We start from the raw sequence: 23,890 nt of genomic DNA on the forward strand, positions 1-23,890 counted from the left end.
AAAATGGCTGTATAACATGAAAACTCCATTGTTTTTTTTACTGGTTGGTTGTCTATACGCGGGCATTGCACAGGCACAGTTGCTTGGAGCATCGCCCAGCTTTGCCAAGCTTCCAACACCAAAACCGGGTGAAGCCGTTGCGACCTTCGCGGGAGGTTGCTTCTGGGCGCAGGAAGAAGGATTTGACCAATTGAAGGGCGTTCGGGAAGTTATTTCGGGCTATTCGGGCGGAAATCTGAGAAATCCGACCTACGAACAGGTTGGCACGGACGAAACCGGCCACGCTGAATCCGTGCAGGTATATTATGACCCGAGCGTAATCAGTTACAGCGAGTTACTCGATGCTTTTTTTGCTGGTCACGATCCTACGACGCTTAATCGCCAGGGTCCAGATGTTGGGCGCGATTACCGCTCCATTGCGTTCTATCGAAATCCAGCGGAGAAAAAAGCCATTGAAGACGCCATTCAGCGGGTGAATGAGTCGAAACATTACCCGAATAAAGTGGTGACGGAAGTGGTGCCGTTTTCGGTGTTTTACCCCGCCGAAACCTACCACCAGAATTATTGCAAACTGCACCCCAATCAACCTTACATTCAGAACGTTTCTCTGCCCAAAGTGGAAAAATTGCGAAAAGCAATGGCGGGGAAATTGAAGAAAGAAGGAAAATACAATTCCTGAATATTGCTGAGCCCAACGGAGCCGGGTCTTAAGTGCATGTCTCCGTTGGGGTTTTGGTTAAACGATTGAACAGTCAGTCTATTCGGCCCGTTCCACTTTGATCTGGAGCGAACCCCAGTTACCTCTGTTGGGCAGTGTCAGTGAATTGCCGGATTGGGTATCGGGCGTAAAAAGGAGCTTGGCCGAACCGGTTGCTGTTCCGGGCTTCAACCCAAAATAGGGGTACAGATTGGCGTATCGGCCAACGGCTTCCATACGCAGCGGTTTTCCATTCAACTTTGCAGTAAGCGTATACCGACCGATCGGAACATTCATAACAATGAAATTATAGTTCTGAAGGCTCGCTTTTTTGTTAATCACGAATTTCTTGTTTTCGCCGAATAAACCGGGCTCATCCGGCGTGAGAGTTACCTGGATTTCGGCATTCTCCGGGATGTAGGTTTCCGGATTATAAACGCTGGATGCGTCGGCTACGTTGTAGGTGATGTAGAAACAGCCACCCGCGTAATTGGTCGGGTCTCGCGGTTTCTGGCTAACGAGGTCTTTATTAAAGACCCCATACGATAATAAAACGAAGTTTTTTACCAGGCCTTCGGCGGAGGCAAAACTGCCCAGTTTGCCGTCGGCAGCGCCCAAACTCACGACGGCTCTCCCTTCGCCGTAATCAATGGTATAACCGGCGGCATAAAATTCTGCGGCACCCCAGGGAACGGTAATTTCGTAGTAGCCGTTGACATCGGTTTCGTCGGAAGCCCCGGAATACGAACCGCCCGTTGCAGTGGACCGAACACCGATGTACGCTCCCTCCAGCGGGTTTCCGCTTAAATCCGCCACATAACCGCGAACGACGCCCGATCTGGCGCTCAGTTTCGGAAAATTAGGCATTCTGGGAACAGAATTTCCCATGACACTTACGTAATCGTCGGCGGCATTGAGGTTGAACGTTGCTTCCCCATTCACAACCGGTAATGCGGGTTGGATTCCCCAATCGGCCTTTCCCCCTTCAATAGCGGATGGATCTTTGGAACAGCCGACGAACAATAAGGCTGCGATAAAAAGTAATTTGGCATTCATGAATAAGATGCGGTTATTGTCGAGGGCGCAAAGCTAGGGTCAGGTAGAAGTTCGCCGAAGGCTTCTTATGTCAGAGCCCTTACCGGTTATTTAGAGAGCAGATTGGTGATTTAAACGTACTATGAAACAGAACATTGCTCAACTTGCGCTGGTCGTCGATGATTACGACGATGCGATCCGGTTTTATACCGAAAAACTACAGTTCACCCTCGTTGAGGATACGGTTTTGTCGGAAACCAAGCGGTGGGTTGTCGTCGCTCCGCCGGGCTCGACCGGCTGCCGGTTGTTGCTGGCGAAAGCCGCCAATGAATTGCAGAAAAGCCGGGTGGGAAATCAGACCGGCGGCCGGGTTTTTCTGTTCCTGCATACCGACGATTTCTGGCGTGATTACAAACAACTCGTTGCGAATGAGGTAGTCTTTGTTCGTGATCCATCAAAAGAAGTCTATGGAACGGTAGCGGTTTTCGAGGATTTATACGGCAATCTGTGGGATTTAATCGGGCCGGAATAGAATAAAAGAATGGATTGAAATGATAACCTTTTTCCGACTGGCTGGTTATAGCATTGTGGTCTTTTCAACCACCACTCAACGGTATGGAAAATGAGATCAACGAGCAGGATATTGCTAAGATAGATAACCGAAATCGGCCGGAACAGGAAAATTCGGCCAACGGGATGGATAGCCGGGAGATAACCGGTGGGGAGGATGGCCGCAATGACCGGTTTATCGGCAGTACGGACATGGACAGCGCCAACGGTTTACTGCGTTTCAACGATCAGGAGAATGACAATCCCGCTGAAGATATAACGGAAGAAGGTCAGGAGAGCATTGCCGGTACCAAAACCAATACGAGTACCGTGGATGTTACCACCCATGGCCCCGACGATTATGCTTCGTCAGAGGATGTCCCGACACCCGAAGCGCAGAAAGCTGCGAAGAAACAGGATAAGGTTAGTAAAGCTGACCAGGACCAGGAAAAGACCGAGGAGGATGTGGCCCACACGGGCACATCGACGGAGCACAAACCAGTTTATTAATTTTAACTCAACAACGTTATGAGCCTTTCAAGCAATTCGAGAAAAGAAAGTACGGAATCATATGCCGCTCAGCGAATGGGCAATACCATGGGTGTTGCGCCGGAACAAAGCCAACTGGCCAAAACCGATTTGCCGGGCGATGTGCTGCCTTCCGAATCATATCAATCCAACGATATTGAGCTGGAGGATGTCGAACCGGTGGAAGCCCAATCCAATGAGGTAAAAAATGATTCTTCTGAATGGGGCGATGTTTCCGATGAGGCTTTGGCCCGCGACGAAGACGGCGCCCTGGCCGATTCGAAATGGAATGAAGACCGGGTTCCGGGGGCCGACTGGAACCGCGATACCGAAGAAGCCGTCGGACATTCGTAAAGTCATATTTTGTATTTTTTAAAGCCCACATCCAGTGGGCTTTTTTGTTGGACGGCTATTATTCCCATCGATTGGTATCGATGGATTGTAAATCCGTCCTACCTTTACAGGATGCAAAGTCCCATCTTTCAGCGACCGGTTTTCTGGCAACTGCTCAGTATTGGCTTGTTGATTCCGGCCCTTTTTTCGTACCTCGGCTTTCTGCCGCTCGATACCGGTACGGACGAACCCCGCCGGGCATTAGTGGCGCTGGAGATGATCTTATCGGGCGATTACCTCACGCCGACGTTGAATGGTGAATTATATTTTAACAAACCGCCCCTCTATAACTGGCTGATTGCGGCTTCATTCCACCTCTTTGGCAATTACTCATCCTTCGCCCTGCGGTTTCCGATGGCCGTGTCGCTGGTGCTGTATGGTCTGACAATTTACCTGCTGGTAAAGCCGCAACTGGGCGCGCGGATTGCCTTTGCGGCCGCGTTGATGCTCGTGACCAATACCCGGATTTTATTGTACGATTCCATGTTGGGTCTGATTGATATCACCTTCTCATGGCTGACTTATGCGGCTTTTATTCTGGTGTATCATTTCGACCGGAAGAAGAACTACTGGGCGTTATTTCTGACGACTTACCTGCTGACCGCGCTGGGGTTCATGATGAAAGGCTTGCCATCGATCGTTTTCCAGGGACTGACTTTACTTGCTTATTTTCTTTATACCCGACAATTTAGGAAGTTGTTCAGCCTGGCCCATTTTGCCGGAATTGGTCTCTTTCTGCTGATCATCGGCAGTTATTACCTGGCATATTTCGACCGTAACAACATCCCGCCGGAGAAGATAGCGACGGTTTTGTTTGATGAAAGCGCCAAGCGGACGGTGGTGCAATTCGGTATCAGGGAGACGTTGCTGCACATGCTGACGTTTCCGTTTGAGATGCTGTATCACTACGCGCCCTGGATGTTCCTGGTCATTCTGTTATTCCGAAAAGGCGTCTTTCAACGCTCGAAAGCAACCGACGGAAGTGCTTCTGAAAAACCGCTCATTACCGGACATCCTTTTATCCTTTTTAACGCCCTCATTTTTCTGGTAAACTTCGTTATTTACTGGTCTTCTCCGCAGGTATATGCCCGGTATTTGCTGATGCTGCTGCCCCTGCTCTTTACGGTTTTTGCTTATGTTTATTACGAACGAACCAAACCCACCGACTGGCGACGTCGGGGCTGGGAAGGGTTTCTGGGCATTTTCCTGGTTGTTCTGACAATAGGTTCCTGGGTGCCGTTTTTTCACCCGGAAACCAAAGTAATACCCGGTTTGTGGTGGAAATGTGGGGTGCTGTTTGCGGGTCTGGCCTTTATCGCTTACCACTATATCCGGCAACCGGAACACCGGCTGATTATTTTAATTGCGTTTTTGGCCATGTTCCGAAATGGTTTCAACTGGCTGGTTATTCCGCCCCGGCTGGCCCACCGACAGGAGTATAAAGATTCGTCGGAACGGATCGCCAAACAATCGCTAGGACATCCGCTGTATGGGTATAAACAGACAATCGGTTCCGACGGACAGACTGATGTTAACAGTTTCCACATTGAAGTAATCAGGAGTGAAATTCTGCGGAAGACGGACAAAAAGCTTCCGAATGCACTTTATATCGCCGACTCGGTCAGCCTGTGGAACGAACGGTACCAGACACTTTCGGACTTTTTCCTCTATGACCGGCACCCTGCTAAACTAATTCGATTTTAAATCGTTCTGATTGTCAGCGATTTAACCTCGATTTGAAAAAATAATATTTATGCAACCGTACCTTTCGATCGTAATCTGTGTCTACAATGAAGAAGGGAATATTTTTCCGATGATCGAGCAGATCGAGCGGGCATTGGTTGGTTACAATTTTGAGATTGTATACGTCAATGATGGCTCTTCCGATCGGACGCTGGCCGAACTGAAATCCGTGCACAATGACCGACTGATCGTGGTTGACCTGCAAACAAATTACGGGCAGAGTCTGGCATTGGCCGCCGGTATCGACGTGGCAAAGGGACAATTCATTGTTACCATGGACGGGGATCTGCAAAATGACCCCGCCGACATTCCCATGATGGTTCGGCTGGCCGAAGAAGGCGATTATGACCTGGTGGCCGGCATTCGGGCCAACCGGCAGGACGGAGCACTACTTCGGAAACTTCCCAGCCGTATTGCCAACTGGGTTATCCGGCAAACATCGGGCGTTCACCTGAAAGATTACGGTTGTGCCCTGAAGGTATTCCGGGCAGATCTGGCCAAAAATCTGGGACTGTACGGCGAACTGCACCGGTTTATTCCGGTGCTGGCCCGGCTGGAAGGAGCGCGAATGACGCAAACCGACGTACAGCATCATCCTCGCCGAATTGGTCAATCCAAATATGGCCTGGGACGAACCCTGAAAGTAGTCAGCGACCTGATCCTGATGCTGTTCATGAAAAAATACCTCCGAAAACCGATGCACCTGTTCGGTAACTGGGGGCTTATTGCATTGATGGCGGGGCTGCTGATCAACGGTTATCTGCTCATTTTGAAACTCATGGGCAACGACATCTGGGGTCGGCCATTGCTGATTCTTGGAACCATACTCGTTCTGGCGGGTATCCAACTAATTACATTCGGTATCATGACTGAATTACAGATGCGAACATATTATGAATCTCAGGATAAAAAACCGTATAAAATTCGACGGATTTACAAGTCTGAGCTGGTTTAATGAAGTGGAATGATGCCGGGCTTTCTGAAAACCGCTCTTAAAATTGCGTTATCGGTCCTGTCGTTGTGGCTGGTTTTCCGCAAGGTTGAACCAGAACGGGTTTGGGACGTTCTGACCCAGGCCAACGTATTCTGGTTGGTGGTGGCAACGGTTTTATTCATTTTGTCAAAAGTCGCATCGGCCGAGCGGTTGAGGGTGCTGTTTGCTCAGGTTAACCTGCGGTTGCGTCGGTTGCCCAACCTGAAACTGTACTGGTTGGGGATGTATTACAACCTTTTTTTACCGGGCGGCATTGGTGGCGACGGATATAAGGTTTTTTTATTGAACCGTCTGACCGGAACATCGGTTAAGGTTTTAATAGGTGCGACGCTAATCGATCGACTGATTGGTTTATTACCATTGGTATATGCCCTGGCGGTTTTTGTGGTGGTGGTTCCGGAAGTGTCGCTTTGGCTGGAATATCAGATCGGATGGCTTTGGCTGTTGTGTATACCGGTTTTTCATTTTGGGGCCAAAAAACTGATGGAACGGTTTATGCCCGCTTTTTATCCGGTTTTTGAACGTTCGATCGATTGGTCCGGCCTGGTTCAGGGACTTCAGATGCTGGAAATTCTGGCTTTGCTGCAGGCCATTGAAGCGCAGGGAAAACCGGAAACGTATGTATTAGTGTTTCTGTTTTCATCGATTGTGGCCACCATTCCGTTCACCATTGGCGGAGCAGGGGCGCGGGAACTGACCTTTTTAATAGGTGCTCAGGTGTTAAATGTGCCCGCCGACGCGGCTGTTTCCGTGAGTTTATTGTTTTACCTGATTACGGCCGTGGTATCACTGGCGGGTCATGTATACAGTTTTCAATCAGCAACTTTAACGAAAGACCTCAGTTCATGATTATTTTACTAACTGGCGGGGCAGGATTCATCGGTTCTAGCTTAGCCAAACAATTACTGGAAGAAGGTCATCGGGTGATTTGTCTTGACAATTTGGATAGCTATTACGATCCGGATATCAAATGGCGAAACGTTCAGGAAACGTTGAACGATCCGGAGTACCACTTCCACGAAGGCGATATCCGCGATTCGGAACTGATCGATACGTTATTTCAGAATTATGCCTTCGACGCGGTCGTTCATCTGGCCGCGCGGGCGGGCGTCCGGCCGTCGGTTCAGGACCCGGGTTTGTATTATGACGTCAACGTAAACGGTACGCTGACGGTTTTGCAGGCCATGCAACGCTGGCAGGTAAAAAAAATGGTATTTGCCTCTTCCTCATCGGTTTATGGAGACTCTCAGCAAGTTCCGTTTCTGGAAACCGATACGGCTGACCGACCCCTGTCGCCCTATGCAGCTTCCAAACGGGCCGCCGAGTTGCTGTGCCATACCTTCCACCACCTGTACGGTTTTGATATTTTTTGCCTGCGTTTTTTTACCGTTTATGGCCCCCGGCAGCGCCCCGAAATGGCCATCAGTCAGTTTACGGACAGTATTCTGAATGGACGGCCCATCACCGTTTTCGGTGACGGTTCAACCTCACGTGACTACACATACGTCGAGGATATTGTCAATGGCATCATCCAGTCGCTGGAGAATCTGAAAGGATACGAAGTGCTGAATATTGGTGGTTCTGACCCCATTTCGTTGGCGGATCTGATTCATGTGATCGAACGGGCCGTGGGCGAAACCGCCCGGATAAACCGCCTGCCGATGCAACCCGGTGATGTTCAGCTGACGTATGCTGATATTGCAAAAGCGTCTCAACTGATTGGATATCAGCCATCTGTTCGGATTGAAGAAGGCATTCGCCGGTTTGTGGAATGGTATCGGTCGCGGCTAAATTACAGTCTGGCCACAGAGGAATATTAAGGAGAGAAATTCATTAAGCGCCGGGCACCCTGCAAAGGCAGAATTTCACCATTTCGCACGGCGTCTTCAATTTCCGTTAGCTTTGCCCGCATACCGGGTTGGGCGTAAAACCGGTTTTCCAACCGCTGCCGGACGGTGCTGTGCAGCCAGTCCAGGTTTTGCTGTTGCCGGTTTTGGTCGCGGTAACCGTTCTCCATCAGGAGACGCTGATGGTCGGTAATGATTTGCCAGAGGTCGACAATTCCCTGATTCTGGAGCGCTGAGCAAGTTAAAACCGGTGGTATCCAGCCCGTTGCGGCAGGAGGGAAGAGGTGCAGCGCGTTCTGATAGTCCAGTCTGGCGTGTTCGGCAGCGTTGGCATTATCGCCGTCGGCTTTCGTGATGGCGATGGCGTCAGCCAGTTCCATGATGCCGCGTTTCATGCCCTGAAGTTCGTCGCCCGCGCCCGCCAGCATCAGCAGCAGAAAAAAATCGACCATGCCGTGCACCAGCGTTTCGGATTGTCCCACGCCCACGGTTTCGATCAGGATGACCTCAAATCCGGCCGCTTCGCAGAGCAGCATCGTTTCCCGGGTTTTGTTGGCAACTCCCCCCAGCGACCCGCCGGAAGGCGTCGGCCGAATGTAGGCCAGCGGGTCCATCGACAAGGTTTCCATACGGGTTTTGTCGCCCAGAATACTGCCGTGTGACCGTTGGCTGGTGGGATCGATGGCTAAAACCGCTACTTTTTTTCCGGCTCCGGTCAGGTATTTCCCGAATGCTTCGATAAATGTACTTTTTCCCACCCCCGGAACGCCCGTAATCCCCACCCGAATGGACTGGCCTGTCTGCGGTAAAACCTGCTCCAAAACCGCTAACGCCAGTTCCTGATCGCTTTCCAACTGGCTCTCCACCAGTGTAATGGCCCGGCTGAGCACCAGCCGGTCGCCGGAGCGAATGCCGGAAATGTAGTGATCAGGAGGGAATCGGCGCATGAGTTCGAATAAGAATAGAGAGAAAAGACAAGAGAGAAAAGACAAGAGAGTAAAGATTTTACGGGTAGGTCTTTACTCTCTTGTCTTTCTTCTCAAATCTGTTTTAATCGTAATTTCTGCTCTGAAATTTCTAAATCTTCGGGCGTGGTGATTTTAATATTGTCGTAAGAACCATCGATGAGTGTGATTGGAAAACCGGCGTGTTCAACGACACTGGCGCAGTCGGTGAAAAAGGGCTGTTCAGCCGTTTGAAAAGCGGTTTTGAAAAGTGCCAGCTGAAAGGTTTGCGGGGTTTGAATCAGTCGGTAATTCACCCGTTCAACGGCCCGGCTGCGGCCATCAGGCTCAACGAGACGAACTGAATCTTTCAGCGCTACGCAGGTAACGGCACTTCCCAAACGTTCGGCGGTTTCAAAACCGTGGCGAATGATGTCAATCGTCACAAAAGGGCGAACCCCGTCGTGAACCGCCACCAGGCCGTCGGTGGTCTGGATCTGCGCCAGGCCATTGCGGACACTCTGAAACCGCGTGGCACCGCCCGGAACAATCACCACCGGTTCATCAAACTGATACTGACGGCACAATTCTTCCCAAACCGGTATTTGTACCGCAGGCAAAACAAGAATAATCTGTAAATCAGCTGAATAGGAACGAAACCGCCGAATGGTGTGCATCAGAATGGGTAAACCGCCAATGGGTAAAAACTGCTTCGGCGAATCAATGCCCATCCGACTGCCGCTGCCTCCGGCGACAATGATGGCGAAACGGGTTATCATGGAAAGAGAGTAAAGAAAAAAGACAAGAGAATAGAGACTTTTCCGTAGTCTCTATTCTCTTGTCTAACATCTCTTATCAATTTAAAGAATCAACATTGCGTCGCCGTAACTGAAGAATTTGTACTTCTCCTGAATGGCAACTTCGTAGGCTTGTTTGATGAGATCATACCCCCCAAACGCGCTCGTCATCATGATCAGAATGGATTCCGGCAGATGAAAATTGGTCAGCAAGGAATTGGCGATTTTAAAATCATAGGGCGGAAAAATAAACCGGTCCGTCCAGCCTTCCACCGATTTCAGCCGACCGTTGGCCGAAACCGACGACTCAATGGCTTTGAGTGAGGTCGTTCCAACGGCGCATACCCGCTTATTGTTGTCCAGCGCTTCGTTGACAATGGATGCCGCCGATTCCTGAATCGAGTAATTTTCCGAGTCGGTTTTGTGCTTGGTCAGATCTTCGACGTCGACAGTCCGGAAGGTTCCCAAACCCACGTGCAGGGTAATTGGTGCAAAGTGGATCCCCTTGATTTCCATGCGCTTCATGATGGTTTTCGTGAAGTGCATACCGGCCGTCGGAGCGGCAACGGCGCCAACGTGCTGGGCAAAAATGGTCTGATACCGGTCGCGGTCAGAATCTTCGGTTTTGCGCTTGATTTCCCGGGGCAGGGGCGTTTCGCCCAGTTCGTCGATGGCTTTCATGAACTCTTCGTGCGAGCCTTCAAACAAAAACCGGATCGTCCGTCCGCGCGAAGTGGTGTTATCGATTACTTCCGCAACCAGGTCGCTATCACCGAAATACAACTTATTTCCCACCCGGATTTTCCGGGCCGGATCGACCAGAACGTCCCACAACCGCATTTCGCGGTTCAGTTCACGCAGCAGAAAAACTTCAATTTTAGCACCGGTTTTTTCTTTATTACCGTAAAGCCGTGCCGGGAACACCTTGGTATTGTTGATCACCATCACGTCGCCGTCACCAAAATAAGACAGGATGTCGGAGAACTGTTTATGTTCGATGGTTTTTGTTTTCCGATCAACAACCATCAGCCGCGCTTCCCCACGTTCGGGCGGATACAAGGCAACAAGACTTTGGGGTAAGTCAAACCTAAATTCGGACAGCTTCATACGGTCATGAAAAGAGCATCTCTTTTAAAAGAGCGCAAAATTAGCAAAAAAACAGTTAGCAGTTGACGATGAGCCGATTACATTTCGTGGCTTTTTCCTGAAAAAACACGGTACTTGCAGACGGTCACCGGCAAATATACGTTGCGCGGGGGGGCGATTGCAAGTAAATCGTGTAAACGGCTTGCTGCTTCCTATTCGTTTGCTTCCAGTCCAATCGCGTGAATGGGCTTTACAGCGCCTTCTGTGTTGGTTTCTGCCCGTTCGGCAATCGAAAATTTTTGCATTAATTCCGGCGTTACTTCGTTGGCATATGTGCCCTGAGCCGACACAAAGACGCCTTTCATGCCGTTGGTCGTCGAAATCGCGTAGAGCGTCATTTCGTCACCGGGGTCGGACGTGCCTTCGAACCGGTGAAATTCATCGACATTAATTTCTTCACTTTTTAACTTTAAACCGGTGCCGGTTTCTTCCAGGTAATCCCGTTTAGGTTTGAAATCGTGTGTGTAGCCGCGCTCCCGCAGACTTTCCATTGCTTCCGTGAGGGTTTCGAAATGATGCATGGTGTTTCTCGTTATTTGATAGTTAAGAAACCCGGAAGCGCGGAAGATGTTTTGAAAAAGAGCATAGAGTATAGACAAGAGAGGAAAGACAAAAAATAGTAAACACTACCTTTTATCTTTCCTCTCTTGTCTATACTCTATGCTCTTTTTCCTACTCAATCAGGCAACACCTTCACCATGATGTCTTTGTAGTAAACCTTGCTTTTGGGATCGTGGGCCTGCAGGGCGAACGTTCCGCTGCCGATTTTGCGCTCGGACATGTCTTTCGGCCGCTCGACACCTTCGGGTTCGGTGTATTCGTTCACCACCTTGTCGTTGATTTTGATGGTTACTTTTTTGCCCTGAACCATAATCTCTTCGGTATACCACTCATTGTCTTTGACGTAAGTTTCTTTCACGTCCTGAATGGCGTACAGGCTGGCCGTCCGGCGCCAGTCGGTGTGCGAGTTGTTAACCTGAACTTCAAAGCCTTTTTTAGGCCAGCTTTCCTCCTGGTACTGCGTGTGAAAATACATACCGGAGTTGGAACCCGGCAGGGTCATCACTTTGGCTTTGAACTGAAAGTTTTTAAAGTTGTGATCTTTCACCGGACCCATGTAGAACAGGTGGCCAACGGGGCCGTTCACCGCAATGGCGCCATCTTCGATTTTAAACGAATCGGCATTTTTACCCACTTTCCAGCCGTCGAACGATTTGCCGTCGAAGAGACTGATCCAGCCTTTTTCCGGTTTGGCGGCTTTTCCACCGGATGCGGTTTTCGTTGTTGACGATTTTGAGCAGGCCCCAGACAGGAGCGCTACACACAGAATAACTACCAGGTTTTTCATAGGGTTTATTGGAATCTGTTTTATTTCCGCTGCTAAGTTACACAACCGTCTTAATTACTTCAGTTGTTACTTACCGATTGTTCCATTTTTTTGACGGAAGCAAATGGAACAGCCTCGCTATCCGGCGAATCGGGCCAGCAAATTTTCGAGAACAAAAAGCAGCACCAGCAGGATCAGCGCGAAAACCGTTGCCTTCACCCGCTCGCGCAGGGCTACCTTTTGGGAGGCCGGTTTTTGCCAGGCCACCGCAAACATAGCTTGCAGAGTGGATCGGTTTAAGGCCAAAACAAGCAGCAATAGCAGTAAACAGCTCAATGCAACGAACATGGCCCCGATTTCAATCTCAAAGAAAATATCAACGACCACGATGTTCAGTAAAATCGGGAGGAGGATTGCGATGCCGATTAGTTTCGTTTTGTTCCAGAGTAACAACCCGGCACCAATGACCTGCCCAATGCCAATGAATAAAATATAGGCCGTCGAATGCCCAAAAAAGGCCCAGGCCAGATCAAAACCGCTGGCTTCGGCTAACGGAATCTGAGCCGCCCTTTCCGGGAAATGACCGGGTCGGTAAAACTGGTGGCCCGTCATTTTGGCCCAGCCGTACACATTCATGATGAGAAATACGTAGAACCGGGCCGCCAGTTCGAGGTAAAACCGGATATTTTGCGTAAACATTATTGATCGCTTTGTCGGGAACCGCAAAAACCGCAGCGGCTACCGGAGCCGTCGTTCTTTCCATTTGCTGCTTCGCTGCGTCGAGCCAAGCGCAGCAGTTTCGGGTTTGGGCTGGCTATTTTCGAATAACCAGGCCGCCAGCACCCCTGCCAATTGCGTTTCCTCCGCCGATGTTTCCGAAGTCAGTTTGTCGGGCGTAAAGTAATGGTTAACAAAATGGGTGTCGAACTGACCGGACCGGAACGCGTCGTGCTGCATCACAAACCGGCAGAACGGCAGGGTCGTCTGGACGCCCGTGATCCGGTATTCGTCGATGGCCCGGATCATCTTTTCGATGGCTTCGGCGCGGGTGGCACCGTAAGCGACCAGCTTGGCAATCATCGGATCGTAATAAATCGGAATGGCCATGCCCTGCTCAAAACCGTCATCAACCCGAATGCCGTTTCCCTGGGGCCGCACGTACGTTTCGAGCGTGCCGACGTCGGGCAGGAAGTTGTTGGCGGGATCTTCGGCGTAAACGCGGATTTCGATGGCGTGGCCGTTGATTTCCAGGTCTTCCTGTTTGATTTCCAGCGGTTTTCCTTCCGCAATATAGATCATCTGCTTCACCAGATCGATGCCCGTGATCTGCTCCGTCACCGGGTGTTCGACCTGAAGCCGGGTGTTCATTTCCAGAAAATAAAAATTCAGCTGGTCGTCGACGATGAACTCCACCGTTCCGGCGCCGTAATAGCCGCAGGCCCTCGCCACTTCGACCGCACAGCGCCCCATTTCGGCCCGGATTTCGGGCGTTAACACCGACGACGGCGCTTCTTCCACCACTTTCTGGTGTCGGCGCTGCACCGAGCACTCGCGCTCGAACAAATGGATAATGTTGCCGTGCTGATCGCCAAGTACTTGAATTTCAACGTGTCGGGGCGAGGTAACGTATTTCTCGATAAAAACCGATCCGTCGCCGAAGGCCGAAGTGGCTTCACTCACAGCGCGGTTCATGCCTTCGTCAAAATCTTCTTCCCGTTCCACGATCCGCATGCCTTTGCCACCCCCGCCCGCGCTGGCTTTGATCAGGATGGGGTAGCCGATCCGGGCCGAGGTTTTCTTGGCCTCCTCGCGGTCTGTAATGGCCTCGGGCGTGCCCGGAACCATCGGAATGTTGTAGGAGGCTACCGCAGCCTTGGCGGCCAGCTTGCTGCCCATAACCTCGATCGACTCCGGCGAAGGCCCGACGAAAATCAGCCCGGCGTTCCGAACCGCCCGCGCAAACCCGGCATTTTCCGACAAAAAACCGTACCCCGGATGAATTGCGTTGGCACCGGTTTTTTTACAGGCTTCAATGACCGTATCGATTTTCAGGTAAGATTCGGAAGAGGGGGGCGGACCCACGCAAACGGCTTCGTCGGCATACCGGACATGGAGCGACGCGCGGTCGGCTTCGCTGTAAATGGCAACGGTTGGAATGCCCATTTCGCGGGCGGTTCGCATAATCCGCAGGGCAATTTCGCCCCGGTTGGCAACAAGAAGTTTGTGAATTTTGGTCATCGGGCTGGCATACATTGATCGTTCTTTTTCGGCGCGAATCGGGTAGTTGAACGGTACAGAACCGAAAAGAAATGCGCTTACAAAAATATACTTCTCACTGCCCGCTCCTAATTTCTGCCCGTTATTTCTAAAACCAGGTGCGGCTTGGCGGTTGGCGGATTTTAATTTACTTTTGTACTTATGTGGTTAACAAACTCATTATAAACCGGTAAATAGCGCAATAAAGTGGATTTATTTGAGAAATTACGCACCAACCTCGGACCCATCGGGTCGTCCTCGCGGGAGTTTAACGCACACCATTATTTTGCATTTCCGAAGCTGGAAGGCGAATTAGGGCCGCACATGAGGTTTCGGGGCCAGAAAATGCTCAACTGGAGTTTGAATAATTATTTGGGATTGGCCAATCACCCGGAAGTTCGGAAAGTCGATGCCGAAGCTGCGGCCGAATGGGGGTTAGCATATCCAATGGGTGCCCGGATGATGTCCGGAAATTCGAATCTTCACGAAGAATTGGAAAAGCAACTGGCCGAGTTTGTGGGCAAGGAAGATTCTTTCCTGCTCAATTACGGCTACCAGGGCGTCATGTCGGCGATCGAAGCCGTTGTCGATCACCGCGATGTGATTGTGTACGACGCCGAGTGTCATGCCTGTCTGATCGACGGTATCCGGCTGCACAAAGCCAAGATGGGCGAATACTACAAATTCAACCACAACGACATAGAAAGTCTGGAGAAAAATTTACAGCGGGCTACTAAAAAAGCCGCCGAAAAAGGCGGGGGCATTCTGGTGATTACGGAAGGCGTGTTCGGGATGTCGGGCAAAGTCGGCAACCTGAAGGGCATCGTGGCGCTGAAGGAAAAATACGATTTTAAATTGCTGGTCGACGACGCGCACGGTTTCGGAACGATGGGCGCGACGGGGGCTGGGGTTGGCGAATTGCAGGGGTGTCAGGACGGCATCGACCTGTACTTCTCCACATTTGCCAAATCGATGGCAGCCATTGGGGCCTTCATTGCCGGTAACCACGACATCATTATGTACCTGAAGTACAACATGCGTTCACAAACGTACGCAAAGGCGCTGCCGATGCCTTACGTCGTTGGCGCAATGAAGCGGCTTGAACTCATCAAGAACCACCCTGAGCTGCGCGAGAAGCTGTGGGAAAATGTTCGGGCCATGCAGGACGGTTTGCGGGCACGCGGATTGAACATTGGCGATACGACTTCCCCCGTAACCCCGGTTTTGCTGCAAAGCGAAGGCGGTGTTTCGGAAGCGGGTGTTCTGGTTCGGGATCTACGCGAGAACATGGGCGTTTTCTGCTCGATCGTCGTGTATCCGGTGGTGCCGAAAGGGGTCATTATGTTGCGGATCATCCCGACGGCGGCTCACTCGCTCGAAGACGTCGAACATACCCTGAATGCGTTTAGTGACGTGTCTGAAAAACTGAATCGGGGCTATTATCGCGAAAATGCCCACCTGATGGTGATTGGAGGGGATGTAATGCCCTCAGAAGTCGCAAAAACGGCCGCTGAATAACCGTTTAGTAAGGAAACGTGCTTTATTTGGACTTTTCCAACGTTTTTTTTTGCCGAATTCTTGCGTGGAATAATAGAATGCGTATATTTCGTCAAAAACGCGGTTTTTGAGCGTTATAGGGCATTTTTCACAACTTAAACCCCATACATTCTGTTATGGCACGCTTCGATGAAATAAAAAATTTGGTGACCTCTCTGGAAGGTGATTTCGAGAAATTCTACGAAAAAGGCAACCAGGCAGCAGGGACGCGAGTACGTAAAGGCATGCAAGATCTGAAAACACTGGCTCAGGAGATTCGTTCTGAAGTTCAGGGTCAGAAAAATGCGAAAGCGTAAACCCGATCTGGCTCCAGATCAAACAAGCCCGGCGAATTTCGCCGGGCTTGTTTGGTTATGGGAAAACCGGGTTCCAATTTTCAGTTGACTTATCCTTTTTTATACATCAGCGTCGCCACGCCCCGCGTCGTCAGTTTCCCGGTTTGCTGGTCTTTGATTTCGGTCGAGACTTCGGCGGTATGCTTGTCGGGATTGGTCGAGATCACCGTAAAAACCGCTTCGTAGTCGGCGTCGACAAACATCGGCCGCAGGAATTCGAGCGTTTGTTTCAGGTACACCGAGCCATGCCCCGGAAACTCCGTTCCCAGTACTTTGGTAAACACGCTGGCGCCCAGCATGCCGTGAATAATGGGGCGCTTAAAAGGAGTCTGAGCGGCAAAAACCGGGTCGAGGTGCAGCGGATTGTCGTCGCCGGTTACTTTCGCAAAAGCTTCCACGTCAGTCTGCGAAAAACGGAACGTGTGCCGGTGAACGGCGTTTAACTCAAAAGTTGTCATAACATCACGATTAGCTGGAGTGGTCACTGACGATGACCCATTTCCCGTTCATTTTTCGCCAAAGTAAGGTAAAATACCCTTCCGCATCGCCAACTTTCGGGCGTGTCAGGTGAAATTTCCCGATGACATACGCCACCGTCGGGGCCTGAAACTCCAGCTTGAGAATCGTAAACTTCAACGTTCCCATCGACGCCCGGTCGGGATAGCGCCGTTTGTAATTACTCAACGTGGCCTCATAGCCGTAGGTGACGCCAACTTTGCCGATGAACGTCAGCGAGTCCGATTGCCAGTAGCCGTTCATAAAAGCCGTCGTGTTTCCGGCGTTCCAGTCGGCGGTTTGACGATCCAGAATGCCGAGAATCGCTTTCCGGTCAGCTGGTGTCTGAGCCTGAGATGCGGTGATTACCAACAAAAAAAGGAATAGGCTACCTAGTTTTTTCATTTTATACCGAACTTTGATGGCGTATAATTCCCCAATACTAATGAATAAAATCCGCAAATTTTACGAAGAATATAAGCCCTACATCTTTTCGGATGGCTGGTATTATGTTTTTATCATTGTGTTTATTCTGATTCTGTTTATTTTCTTTTCCTGATCGTGGCGCAACCAACTTTGCTGGCGATTGTCAATCCGTTATCGGGCACCGCTTCGATTCAGGACAAACAGAACTGGATTCAATTTTTGCTGAAAAAAGCCACCGACGCCGGTTTTACGCCCGAAGCGGTTTTTACCCAACACCCGGGTCACGCAACGGAACTGGCCGCCAACGCCATGCGGGCGGGGATTCGCCGGGTAGTGATTATTGGGGGCGACGGCTCGGTGAACGAAACCGCCCGGGCCATTCTGAACTCGCAAACCGCTTTGGGAATTGTGCCGGTTGGCTCGGGAAATGGCCTGGCCCGACACCTGGGTTTATCGCTCAATCCCCGGAAAGCCATCGAACAGGCCGTCAATGGCCGACCGGTGGTGATTGACAGTGGCCGAATCAACGAGCATCCTTTCTTTTGTACCACCGGTATCGGGTTTGATGCCTACGTCGCCCACGCGTTTGCCAAACAACCGGTGCGGGGATTGCCGACGTACATCCGAACGGCATACCAGGCGTTTTGGCATTACAAACCGGTCGCCTACGAAATTGACCGGCAAAGCCACACCTTATTTTCGCTGACGGTTGCCAACGCTGGGCAGTTTGGGAACAACGCCTGGATTGCGCCGAAAGCCAACGTTTCCGATGGTTTGCTGGACGTTTGTTATCTGAAACCGTTTCCCCGTCAGGCGGTTGCGATGCTGGCGTGGCAGCTTTTCAATAAAACACTCGATCAGTCCAGTTACCTGAGCGTTCGGCCCGCCCGATCCGTGGAAGTGAAAGGGGCGGAGCCGTTGTTGATTCACGTCGATGGCGAGCCCATTTTGCTGGAAACCGCTACTGCGATGGTGCAAGTGGTTCCGTCGAGTTTGCTGGTGATTCGGTAAAATTTTTTTAGAAATTGCGACGAAAGTTATTTATATTATTGCTTGCAAAAGCAATAAATTTTTTCTTGCTACCTGGCACGTTTCACGTTACTATATTGTTATTATTGTCAGTTACCGACACAAAGGTCTGGAATTATACGCTTTAAAAGGCGATCGTTCAAAGCTTCATCAACTGCATGTTCAGAAAATAAAAATGATTTTGACCCGTTTGGAGGCAGCTTCCAGTGCGCAAGAATTGGATCAGCCAGGATATAAATTCCATGCGCTTTCCGGCGATTTGCAAGGGTTTTATTCCGTAAAAGTATCGGGTAATTATAGAATTATTTTTCGTTTCGACGGTGAAAATGCCTGCGATGTGGATTACCTGGATTATCACTGAAACACAAAAACGTAAATATGGCACTCTTTGCTCCAGCCCATCCGGGCGAATTGATTCGTGAAACAATTGAAGGTTTGCGGGAGGAAACCGGTCAAAAATTGACTGTGCAGGAAGTTGCCGATGGACTAGGTACAACCCGAAAAACACTTTCAGCCATTATTAACTGCAAGCAAAGCGTAACACCTGAAATGGCGATTCGTTTGGCGGCTGCATTTGCCAACACAACACCGGAATTTTGGCTTTCTGTGCAGGAAAACTACGATCTTGCGCAGGCACGGCGCAAAGTAGACACCAGTAAAGTGCGCGTGTTTTGGAAACCGGCAAATTTGGCAACCCAATCCCTCTAAGAGCGCATTGAAGCAGGGGAATTTCTCAGAACCATGAGCAAGAAAAACACCAGCGATAAATCCCGCTTCGGAATCGTGTATTCCACCGATCCGGATTACGCGTATCAATCCGGCGAATCGGAAGCAGAGACATTGAAACCGGCGCAGCAAAACCTGAAAATCTGGCTCGACCGAAAGGGTGGAGGAAAGGTCGTTACCGCCGTTCGGGATTTTATTGGAACCGACGCCGATTTGACCGAGCTGGCCAAGCAATTAAAAACCGCCTGTGGCTCCGGTGGTTCGGCCAAGGACGGCGAAATTCTGATTCAGGGCGATCACCGCGACAAAGTCCTGGCGTGGCTGACGGGGAAAGGGTATAAGGCGAAGAAAGCGGGGGGATGAGGAGGAATTATGGATTATGAATGATGAACGATGAATGGGCTAACGCAGTAATTCATCGTTCATCATTCATAACTCATCATTCAATATCCGAAAATTTCTTCCAGTGATAGTTTGATAACCTTACCGTATTTATTCAAATCGGCGGGGTTGACGCGCTTTTCGGAGGCAACGATGCAGTAGGTATAGGGTTTGTTGGCGAGGTATTCGTCGCTGAACTTCTTCAGGTCGGTGAAGCTGAGTTGGTCGAGCGATTCGTAAATCTTCTGGCGTTCGTCGTAATCAAGCCCTTTCTCTTCGGCGGATAAATAATTGTAAATGACGGCATCCTGCAAAATCCGCTCCGTTTCGTAGCCTTTTTTCAGTCCTTTTTTGGCGGCATCCAGCGCCACCGGCGATTCCGGCAACGCATTCAATAATTCGTTCATGCCGCCGATGGCTTCGGGAAGTTTGTCGGCCTGACTACCAATGTAACCGATGAGCGTATATTGTTCATCTTTTTTGGAGGGCGTATTGTAGTAAGCATACGTCGAATACGCCAGTGCTTTCGATTCCCGGAGCGTCTGAAAAACGACCGAAGCCATACCACCCCCGAAATAGTTGTTGTAAAATTCAACGATGGGAGTCTGAGCTGGGTCGAACACTTTGGTATTCCGAACCCACGAAATTTCGGACTGAACCATGTCGTAATCCGCAAACAGCACCTGGTTTTCCTGTTGCGCTACTTGCGTGAAAACCTGCTTTTTCGGAACAGTGGCAAACGCAGCCGGAAGTTTATGTAAAGTGACGATCTGTTTCTCAAAAGCCGCCAGCGGTTCTGGTCCGTAATAAATAATCGTATGCGGCAGATCAATCAAACCGTGGATAAACGCCACCAGTTCCGTAGCCGTCACTTTCTGAAGTTCGTCGTTGGTCAATTGATTGTTGAACGGATTTTTCGGGCCGTATTGCGCGTACTGCATCAACCCCTGCATGATCGATTGTTTACTCAGTTTGGTGTCGGCGCGCTGTTTCAGCATCCGCCCTTTGAGTTCTTCCAGCGCTTTTTCGTCGGGTTTGCAGGTGCGAATCAGCGTTTCGAGAAGTTTCACGGCGGGGGCAAAGTTTTCCTGTAAACCGCTCAGCCGGATGGTCGTGTAATCGGTGCTGGCCTGAATGGAATAACCGCAGGCCAGGTTGTAGAATTCGGTGCTAACCTGCTCGGCGCTCAACTTATCCGTGCTCAAAAACGACAGATATTGCGTTGCCAGACCCAACAGTTTGCTGTGGTAAGTACCCAGTTTCAGCCGGTAACCCAGTCGGAAAATCTGGTTTTCAACGTTGGGGGCATACAATACATCGGCAATTCCGGCTTTTCCGCGTTTCACATCTTTCTTGTAATCAAGCCAGACCGGTTTTACCGGAGCCATCGGCATATCGTTAACCGTTTGCAGAAAAGGCGATTGCTTGTCGGTATTGGTGGCAACGGGCGTAATGGTCGGTTTGTCGACCTTCTGAATGCTCTTATCCTCGCCTTTGCGTTTGTAAACAATCACGTAATTGTCTTTAAACCACTGATTGGCAAAATCGACGACCTCTTTTTTGGTGATTTTGCCCATGTCATCCAGCCGTCGGGTGTAGCTGACCCAGCTTTCGCCTTTGTCGTTGACGAACGCATCCAGCAACGGGCTTACCCGGCTGTAGTTGTTTTCCAGCGCCCGAATGGCGTTGAGCTTGTAATTGTTGATGATGGCCCGCAGGATTTTTTCGTCAAACTCCCCGCGTTTCAACTTTTCCACCTGACCAATCAACAGGTCTTTGACTTCCTCGAGCGTCTGACCTTTTTTAGGCCGTCCCGACAACGACCAGACCGAATAAGCCTTCAGCTTTTCGAGCGTTGAGCCGCCACCCAGAATTTTCTGCTGCTTGTTCAGGTTCAGGTCGATCAAACCGGCCGCCGAGTTCGACATCACTTCGTCGGCCAGCGTGGCCAGCAGCGACGATTTGACATCCAGCGCGCCCGGAATGCGGTAGCCAATCCGGACATTATCGGGCGTGGGGCCGAACACCTCGCGGGTTTGAATCTGCGTCAACGGAGCCTCGGGAGCGGGTTTGTACAACTGGACTTCTTTCGGTTGCCAGAAACTGAATTTCTGGTCAATCTTTTTGATTAAATCATCCGGATTCAGATCGCCCGCCATGATGATTGCCATGTTGTTGGGCACGTAATACTTCGTAAAGTAATTCCGGATTTCAACCAGCGACGGATTTTTCAGGTGTTCCACCGTCCCGATCGTGGTTTGCTGGCCGTAGTTATGAACCGGAAACAAAGCCGCCATCAGCACTTCTTCCACTTTCCAGGGATCGTTGTCGAGACTCCGGTTTTTTTCTTCGTAAACTGCTTCCAGTTCCGTATGAAAAATACGCAGAACCGGCTGGCGGAAGCGTTCGGCCTGAAGCGCCAGGTAACGGTCGACGGCGTTGGCGGGAATGTCCTCCAGGTAACACGTCACCTCGTAGCTGGTAAACGCGTTGGAATTCTGCGCGCCCATGCTGGCGATCATTTTGTCGTATTCATTGGCAATGGCAAATTTGGCCGCTTCCCCCGATTTCTGATCGATTTCCCGGTAAATGGCCTTCCGCTGTACCGTATCCGTCGTTTTATTATACCGCTCATAGAGCGCATCGATCTGGTCGAGCAGCGGTTTTTCTTTGGCCCAATCCAGGCTGCCGTATTTATCGGTGCCTTTGAAAAGCATGTGTTCGAGGTAATGGGCCAAACCGGTATTGGATCGCGGATCGGTATTTGAACCCGCCCGCGTTGGCATGAACGAGAAAATACGCGGCTCTTTTTTATTGACACTCAGAATGACCGTCAAACTGTTTTTGAGCGTATAAAACCGGGTCTTCATGGGGTCATTGGTCACGTAGCGGTACGAGTAGCCGTTACTGGTAGCGGTTTTCCACTCCGGAACCGCCCCCGGTTTTTGGGCAACAACCAGATGAACCGCCAAAAGCCAGGCGGTCAGCGCAAGAAAGGTGGTTTTCATGTTTATGAGGAAGCTATTTTTAAATGAACAATTAACAATGAATAGTTCGTTAGCCATTCATTGTTAATTGTTCATTGTTAATTATTTAACCCCTCCCAGCCAGCTTTTCAGCGGTTTGGAGAATATCAGAATCAGGATTGCAAAACCGAAGCTGAAGTAGACGACGCTCATGAACAGTTCGGGCATTTGATGGACATTGCTTTCGTCGAAACCTCCCGCGAACAAACCAGCAATGAGATTACCGAGTGAAGTACCGACGAACCAGACGCCCATCAACTGGCTCACATACCGCTTCGGAGCCAGTTTCGTGAAGGAACTCAGTCCTACCGGACTCAGGCAAAGCTCGCCCAGCGTATGGAATAAGTAGGTGAACGTCAGGAAAAGTGGAGAGGTAAGCTCGCCGGTCAGCGCGATTTTTGACGCCACGACCATAACCAGATAACCCAATCCCAACAGCAGCAGCGCCACGGCAAACTTGAGGTGGGGGGGAGGGTTCAGGTTGCGTTTGCCCAGGAAAATCCAGAGAGCCGCCAGAACGGGTGAAAAAATCAGAATAAAAGCCGGGTTGAAATTCTGAAACCAGCTCGACGGGATTTGCCAGCCAAATACATTCAGGTCGGTATACCGGTCGGAGAAAATCTGAAACGAGGAGCCCTGCTGTTCAAAACCGGCCCAGAAAATGGCCGAAGCCGCGAAGAACACGAACAAAACGCCCACGCGTTTTTTCTCAACGAGCGTTAAACCGCCCAGCAGCAGAATAAACAAAAAGTAACCGACAGCGGTAAGGGTGATAATAATTCCCGCGCCTTTGGCCAATCCCTGCGCGGTGGTCAGATCCAGAACGCCCGTAAACTGCATGAAGATCAGCAGGGCAATCAAACCAATCAGGAAAAACAGACTGCGGTTTTGCGTTCCGCCTTCGGTTGCTTTTTCGGTTTTGGTCGGCACGTTTCCGTAGTTACTAAGGTATTTTTGTCCGAGAATCCGAAAGACGATCAGGCCGAACAACATGCCAACGGCTGCTGCCCCGAAACCGTAATGCCAGCCAACTTTCTGACCCAGGTAACCCACCACGGTGATGCCCAGAAACGAGCCCATGTTGATGCCCATGTAGAAGATGGAAAAAGCCGCATCGCGCCGGGCACCCCCTTCGGGATACAGCTCGCCAACGATGGAGCTGATGTTGGGTTTAAGCAATCCAGTTCCGAGCGCAACCGTTATCAAGCCAATGAAAAACAGTGCATTACCGGCCGGAATAGCCAGCAGAATGTGACCGAACATGATGACGAAACCGCCGTACCAGATTGATTTTCGCTGTCCGAGAATGTTATCGGCAATCCAGCCGCCGGGCAGCGCCAGCAGGTAAGCCGAAGCCGTATACAAACCGTAGATGGCCGCCCCTTCCATTTCGCTGAGCCCCATGCCGCCCCGAACATTGTCGATCAGAAAGAGCAGCAGAATGGCCCGCATGCCGTAGTAACTAAACCGCTCCCACATTTCGGTTAAAAACAGGACATACAAGCCTGGCGGATGTTTGGCGGAAATGGGTTGAGGGGCTGAAACGGTTGCTTCCATTGAGTTGGGTAGTTGATGATAATAAAAACGAAAAACCGGCTTTTTTCAGTAAAAGAACATTAAATATAAATCTTGCGCCGGAATCTCCCAAATGTTGATAGG

26 protein-coding genes are annotated in these 23,890 nt (G+C 50.4%); 14 read left to right on the forward strand and 12 right to left on the reverse strand.

All coding sequences use genetic code 11. From position 1 onward, the window contains the following. The first annotated feature begins 16 nt into the window (after window positions 1–16). Window positions 17–679, forward strand: coding sequence for a peptide-methionine (S)-S-oxide reductase MsrA (msrA, locus tag GJJ30_RS13590; RefSeq protein WP_154175707.1), 663 nt, complete (start codon window positions 17–19; stop codon window positions 677–679). 78 nt (window positions 680–757) lie between these two features. Here msrA and GJJ30_RS13595 read toward each other — a convergent pair whose 3' ends face one another. Continuing rightward, the gene (locus tag GJJ30_RS13595; RefSeq protein WP_154175708.1) at window positions 758–1,753 is read right to left on the reverse strand and encodes a carboxypeptidase-like regulatory domain-containing protein; all 996 of its coding nucleotides are present in this window, start codon (window positions 1,751–1,753) and stop codon (window positions 758–760) included. Window positions 1,754–1,874: 121 nt separating this feature from the next. On the opposite strand from GJJ30_RS13595, the gene GJJ30_RS13600 reads away from it, so the two are divergent. The 7 genes from GJJ30_RS13600 to GJJ30_RS13630 all read left to right on the forward strand — a co-directional run bounded on the left by GJJ30_RS13600 (window position 1,875) and on the right by GJJ30_RS13630 (window position 7,759). Next, entirely contained in the window at window positions 1,875–2,264 is a 390-nt protein-coding gene (locus tag GJJ30_RS13600; protein WP_154175709.1) for a VOC family protein, read from the forward strand. A gap of 83 nt (window positions 2,265–2,347) precedes the next feature. Continuing rightward, window positions 2,348–2,791, forward strand: a complete 444-nt coding sequence (locus GJJ30_RS13605; protein WP_154175710.1) for a hypothetical protein — start codon at window positions 2,348–2,350, stop codon at window positions 2,789–2,791. Window positions 2,792–2,809: 18 nt separating this feature from the next. Continuing rightward, window positions 2,810–3,163, forward strand: a complete 354-nt coding sequence (locus tag GJJ30_RS13610) for a hypothetical protein (RefSeq protein WP_154175711.1) — start codon at window positions 2,810–2,812, stop codon at window positions 3,161–3,163. Between the two features lie 111 nt (window positions 3,164–3,274). Further along, the gene (locus tag GJJ30_RS13615) at window positions 3,275–4,906 is read left to right on the forward strand and encodes an ArnT family glycosyltransferase (RefSeq protein ID WP_154175712.1); all 1,632 of its coding nucleotides are present in this window, start codon (window positions 3,275–3,277) and stop codon (window positions 4,904–4,906) included. Between the two features lie 49 nt (window positions 4,907–4,955). Further along, window positions 4,956–5,900, forward strand: a complete 945-nt coding sequence (locus GJJ30_RS13620; RefSeq protein WP_154175713.1) for a glycosyltransferase family 2 protein — start codon at window positions 4,956–4,958, stop codon at window positions 5,898–5,900. Window positions 5,901–5,909: 9 nt separating this feature from the next. Beyond that, a complete protein-coding gene (locus GJJ30_RS13625) occupies window positions 5,910–6,788 on the forward strand; it encodes a lysylphosphatidylglycerol synthase transmembrane domain-containing protein (RefSeq protein WP_154175714.1) in 879 nt (292 codons plus the stop codon). Continuing rightward, entirely contained in the window at window positions 6,785–7,759 is a 975-nt protein-coding gene (locus tag GJJ30_RS13630) for an SDR family NAD(P)-dependent oxidoreductase (protein WP_154175715.1), read from the forward strand. The genes GJJ30_RS13625 and GJJ30_RS13630 overlap by 4 nt, the downstream gene beginning before the upstream one ends. On the opposite strand, the gene meaB is transcribed toward GJJ30_RS13630, so the two are convergent. The 7 genes from meaB to accC form a co-directional block, all read right to left on the reverse strand. Beyond that, window positions 7,756–8,733 (reverse strand): methylmalonyl Co-A mutase-associated GTPase MeaB, encoded by a 978-nt coding sequence (meaB, locus tag GJJ30_RS13635; RefSeq protein ID WP_154175716.1) that lies wholly within the window; start codon window positions 8,731–8,733, stop codon window positions 7,756–7,758. The genes GJJ30_RS13630 and meaB overlap by 4 nt on opposite strands. 92 nt (window positions 8,734–8,825) lie before the next feature. Continuing rightward, a complete protein-coding gene (locus GJJ30_RS13640; protein ID WP_154175717.1) occupies window positions 8,826–9,509 on the reverse strand; it encodes a 2-C-methyl-D-erythritol 4-phosphate cytidylyltransferase in 684 nt (227 codons plus the stop codon). A gap of 81 nt (window positions 9,510–9,590) precedes the next feature. Beyond that, window positions 9,591–10,634 carry a tRNA preQ1(34) S-adenosylmethionine ribosyltransferase-isomerase QueA gene (queA, locus tag GJJ30_RS13645; protein ID WP_154175718.1) on the reverse strand — a complete coding sequence of 348 codons (1,044 nt, stop codon included), beginning with the start codon at window positions 10,632–10,634 and terminating at the stop codon, window positions 9,591–9,593. Between the two features lie 191 nt (window positions 10,635–10,825). Next, complete coding sequence (locus GJJ30_RS13650; RefSeq protein ID WP_154175719.1) at window positions 10,826–11,194, reverse strand: hypothetical protein; 369 nt, start codon at window positions 11,192–11,194, stop codon at window positions 10,826–10,828. A gap of 155 nt (window positions 11,195–11,349) precedes the next feature. Beyond that, window positions 11,350–12,021 (reverse strand): 3-keto-disaccharide hydrolase, encoded by a 672-nt coding sequence (locus GJJ30_RS13655; RefSeq protein ID WP_154175720.1) that lies wholly within the window; start codon window positions 12,019–12,021, stop codon window positions 11,350–11,352. 117 nt (window positions 12,022–12,138) lie between these two features. Further along, a complete protein-coding gene (locus GJJ30_RS13660; protein WP_154175721.1) occupies window positions 12,139–12,699 on the reverse strand; it encodes a hypothetical protein in 561 nt (186 codons plus the stop codon). A 39-nt stretch (window positions 12,700–12,738) separates the two neighbouring features. Then, window positions 12,739–14,238 carry an acetyl-CoA carboxylase biotin carboxylase subunit gene (gene accC / locus GJJ30_RS13665; RefSeq protein ID WP_154175722.1) on the reverse strand — a complete coding sequence of 500 codons (1,500 nt, stop codon included), beginning with the start codon at window positions 14,236–14,238 and terminating at the stop codon, window positions 12,739–12,741. Window positions 14,239–14,463: 225 nt separating this feature from the next. Here accC and GJJ30_RS13670 point away from each other — a divergent pair, with 225 nt between their 5' ends. Both GJJ30_RS13670 and GJJ30_RS13675 read left to right on the forward strand, forming a co-directional pair. Continuing rightward, the gene (locus tag GJJ30_RS13670) at window positions 14,464–15,774 is read left to right on the forward strand and encodes an aminotransferase class I/II-fold pyridoxal phosphate-dependent enzyme (RefSeq protein WP_310588244.1); all 1,311 of its coding nucleotides are present in this window, start codon (window positions 14,464–14,466) and stop codon (window positions 15,772–15,774) included. Window positions 15,775–15,929: 155 nt separating this feature from the next. After that, window positions 15,930–16,109 (forward strand): BF3379 family histone-like protein, encoded by a 180-nt coding sequence (locus GJJ30_RS13675; protein ID WP_154175723.1) that lies wholly within the window; start codon window positions 15,930–15,932, stop codon window positions 16,107–16,109. An 89-nt stretch (window positions 16,110–16,198) separates the two neighbouring features. Here the strand turns inward: GJJ30_RS13675 and GJJ30_RS13680 are convergent, their stop codons facing one another. Together GJJ30_RS13680 and GJJ30_RS13685 are read right to left on the reverse strand one after the other, a co-directional pair. Then, a complete protein-coding gene (locus GJJ30_RS13680) occupies window positions 16,199–16,606 on the reverse strand; it encodes a MaoC family dehydratase (RefSeq protein WP_154175724.1) in 408 nt (135 codons plus the stop codon). Window positions 16,607–16,616: 10 nt separating this feature from the next. After that, complete coding sequence (locus GJJ30_RS13685) at window positions 16,617–17,048, reverse strand: YybH family protein (RefSeq protein ID WP_154175725.1); 432 nt, start codon at window positions 17,046–17,048, stop codon at window positions 16,617–16,619. Window positions 17,049–17,204: 156 nt separating this feature from the next. On the opposite strand from GJJ30_RS13685, the gene GJJ30_RS13690 reads away from it, so the two are divergent. From GJJ30_RS13690 to GJJ30_RS13705, 4 genes are all read left to right on the forward strand, one after another. Beyond that, window positions 17,205–18,080, forward strand: a complete 876-nt coding sequence (locus tag GJJ30_RS13690) for a diacylglycerol/lipid kinase family protein (protein ID WP_310588245.1) — start codon at window positions 17,205–17,207, stop codon at window positions 18,078–18,080. Between the two features lie 103 nt (window positions 18,081–18,183). Then, a complete protein-coding gene (locus GJJ30_RS13695; protein ID WP_310588282.1) occupies window positions 18,184–18,459 on the forward strand; it encodes a type II toxin-antitoxin system RelE/ParE family toxin in 276 nt (91 codons plus the stop codon). A gap of 17 nt (window positions 18,460–18,476) precedes the next feature. After that, window positions 18,477–18,806: a HigA family addiction module antitoxin gene (locus GJJ30_RS13700; protein ID WP_154175728.1), complete on the forward strand. Its 330-nt coding sequence runs from the start codon at window positions 18,477–18,479 to the stop codon at window positions 18,804–18,806. A 33-nt stretch (window positions 18,807–18,839) separates the two neighbouring features. After that, window positions 18,840–19,187: a translation initiation factor gene (locus GJJ30_RS13705; protein ID WP_154175729.1), complete on the forward strand. Its 348-nt coding sequence runs from the start codon at window positions 18,840–18,842 to the stop codon at window positions 19,185–19,187. A gap of 80 nt (window positions 19,188–19,267) precedes the next feature. On the opposite strand, the gene GJJ30_RS13710 is transcribed toward GJJ30_RS13705, so the two are convergent. Beyond that, window positions 19,268–22,213 carry a M16 family metallopeptidase gene (locus tag GJJ30_RS13710; RefSeq protein WP_154175730.1) on the reverse strand — a complete coding sequence of 982 codons (2,946 nt, stop codon included), beginning with the start codon at window positions 22,211–22,213 and terminating at the stop codon, window positions 19,268–19,270. 81 nt (window positions 22,214–22,294) lie between these two features. Further along, a complete protein-coding gene (locus GJJ30_RS13715) occupies window positions 22,295–23,788 on the reverse strand; it encodes a peptide MFS transporter (RefSeq protein ID WP_154175731.1) in 1,494 nt (497 codons plus the stop codon). Between the last annotated feature and the right edge of the window lie 102 nt (window positions 23,789–23,890).

The organism is Larkinella terrae (genome assembly GCF_009668025.1).
Taxonomy (GTDB): Bacteria; Bacteroidota; Bacteroidia; order Cytophagales; family Spirosomataceae; genus Larkinella; species Larkinella terrae.

Bases quoted from the DNA above. Each gene is read 5' to 3' on its own strand.
- msrA (WP_154175707.1), top strand. From the start codon at position 17: ATGAAAACTCCATTGTTTTTTTTACTGGTTGGTTGTCTATACGCGGGC.
- GJJ30_RS13595 (WP_154175708.1), bottom strand. From the start codon at position 1,753: ATGAATGCCAAATTACTTTTTATCGCAGCCTTATTGTTCGTCGGCTGT.
- GJJ30_RS13600 (WP_154175709.1), top strand. From the start codon at position 1,875: ATGAAACAGAACATTGCTCAACTTGCGCTGGTCGTCGATGATTACGAC.
- GJJ30_RS13605 (WP_154175710.1), top strand. From the start codon at position 2,348: ATGGAAAATGAGATCAACGAGCAGGATATTGCTAAGATAGATAACCGA.
- GJJ30_RS13610 (WP_154175711.1), top strand. From the start codon at position 2,810: ATGAGCCTTTCAAGCAATTCGAGAAAAGAAAGTACGGAATCATATGCC.
- GJJ30_RS13615 (WP_154175712.1), top strand. From the start codon at position 3,275: ATGCAAAGTCCCATCTTTCAGCGACCGGTTTTCTGGCAACTGCTCAGT.
- GJJ30_RS13620 (WP_154175713.1), top strand. From the start codon at position 4,956: ATGCAACCGTACCTTTCGATCGTAATCTGTGTCTACAATGAAGAAGGG.
- GJJ30_RS13625 (WP_154175714.1), top strand. From the start codon at position 5,910: ATGATGCCGGGCTTTCTGAAAACCGCTCTTAAAATTGCGTTATCGGTC.
- GJJ30_RS13630 (WP_154175715.1), top strand. From the start codon at position 6,785: ATGATTATTTTACTAACTGGCGGGGCAGGATTCATCGGTTCTAGCTTA.
- meaB (WP_154175716.1), bottom strand. From the start codon at position 8,733: ATGCGCCGATTCCCTCCTGATCACTACATTTCCGGCATTCGCTCCGGC.
- GJJ30_RS13640 (WP_154175717.1), bottom strand. From the start codon at position 9,509: ATGATAACCCGTTTCGCCATCATTGTCGCCGGAGGCAGCGGCAGTCGG.
- queA (WP_154175718.1), bottom strand. From the start codon at position 10,634: ATGAAGCTGTCCGAATTTAGGTTTGACTTACCCCAAAGTCTTGTTGCC.
- GJJ30_RS13650 (WP_154175719.1), bottom strand. From the start codon at position 11,194: ATGCATCATTTCGAAACCCTCACGGAAGCAATGGAAAGTCTGCGGGAG.
- GJJ30_RS13655 (WP_154175720.1), bottom strand. From the start codon at position 12,021: ATGAAAAACCTGGTAGTTATTCTGTGTGTAGCGCTCCTGTCTGGGGCC.
- GJJ30_RS13660 (WP_154175721.1), bottom strand. From the start codon at position 12,699: ATGTTTACGCAAAATATCCGGTTTTACCTCGAACTGGCGGCCCGGTTC.
- accC (WP_154175722.1), bottom strand. From the start codon at position 14,238: ATGACCAAAATTCACAAACTTCTTGTTGCCAACCGGGGCGAAATTGCC.
- GJJ30_RS13675 (WP_154175723.1), top strand. From the start codon at position 15,930: ATGGCACGCTTCGATGAAATAAAAAATTTGGTGACCTCTCTGGAAGGT.
- GJJ30_RS13680 (WP_154175724.1), bottom strand. From the start codon at position 16,606: ATGACAACTTTTGAGTTAAACGCCGTTCACCGGCACACGTTCCGTTTT.
- GJJ30_RS13685 (WP_154175725.1), bottom strand. From the start codon at position 17,048: ATGAAAAAACTAGGTAGCCTATTCCTTTTTTTGTTGGTAATCACCGCA.
- GJJ30_RS13700 (WP_154175728.1), top strand. From the start codon at position 18,477: ATGGCACTCTTTGCTCCAGCCCATCCGGGCGAATTGATTCGTGAAACA.
- GJJ30_RS13705 (WP_154175729.1), top strand. From the start codon at position 18,840: ATGAGCAAGAAAAACACCAGCGATAAATCCCGCTTCGGAATCGTGTAT.
- GJJ30_RS13710 (WP_154175730.1), bottom strand. From the start codon at position 22,213: ATGAAAACCACCTTTCTTGCGCTGACCGCCTGGCTTTTGGCGGTTCAT.
- GJJ30_RS13715 (WP_154175731.1), bottom strand. From the start codon at position 23,788: ATGGAAGCAACCGTTTCAGCCCCTCAACCCATTTCCGCCAAACATCCG.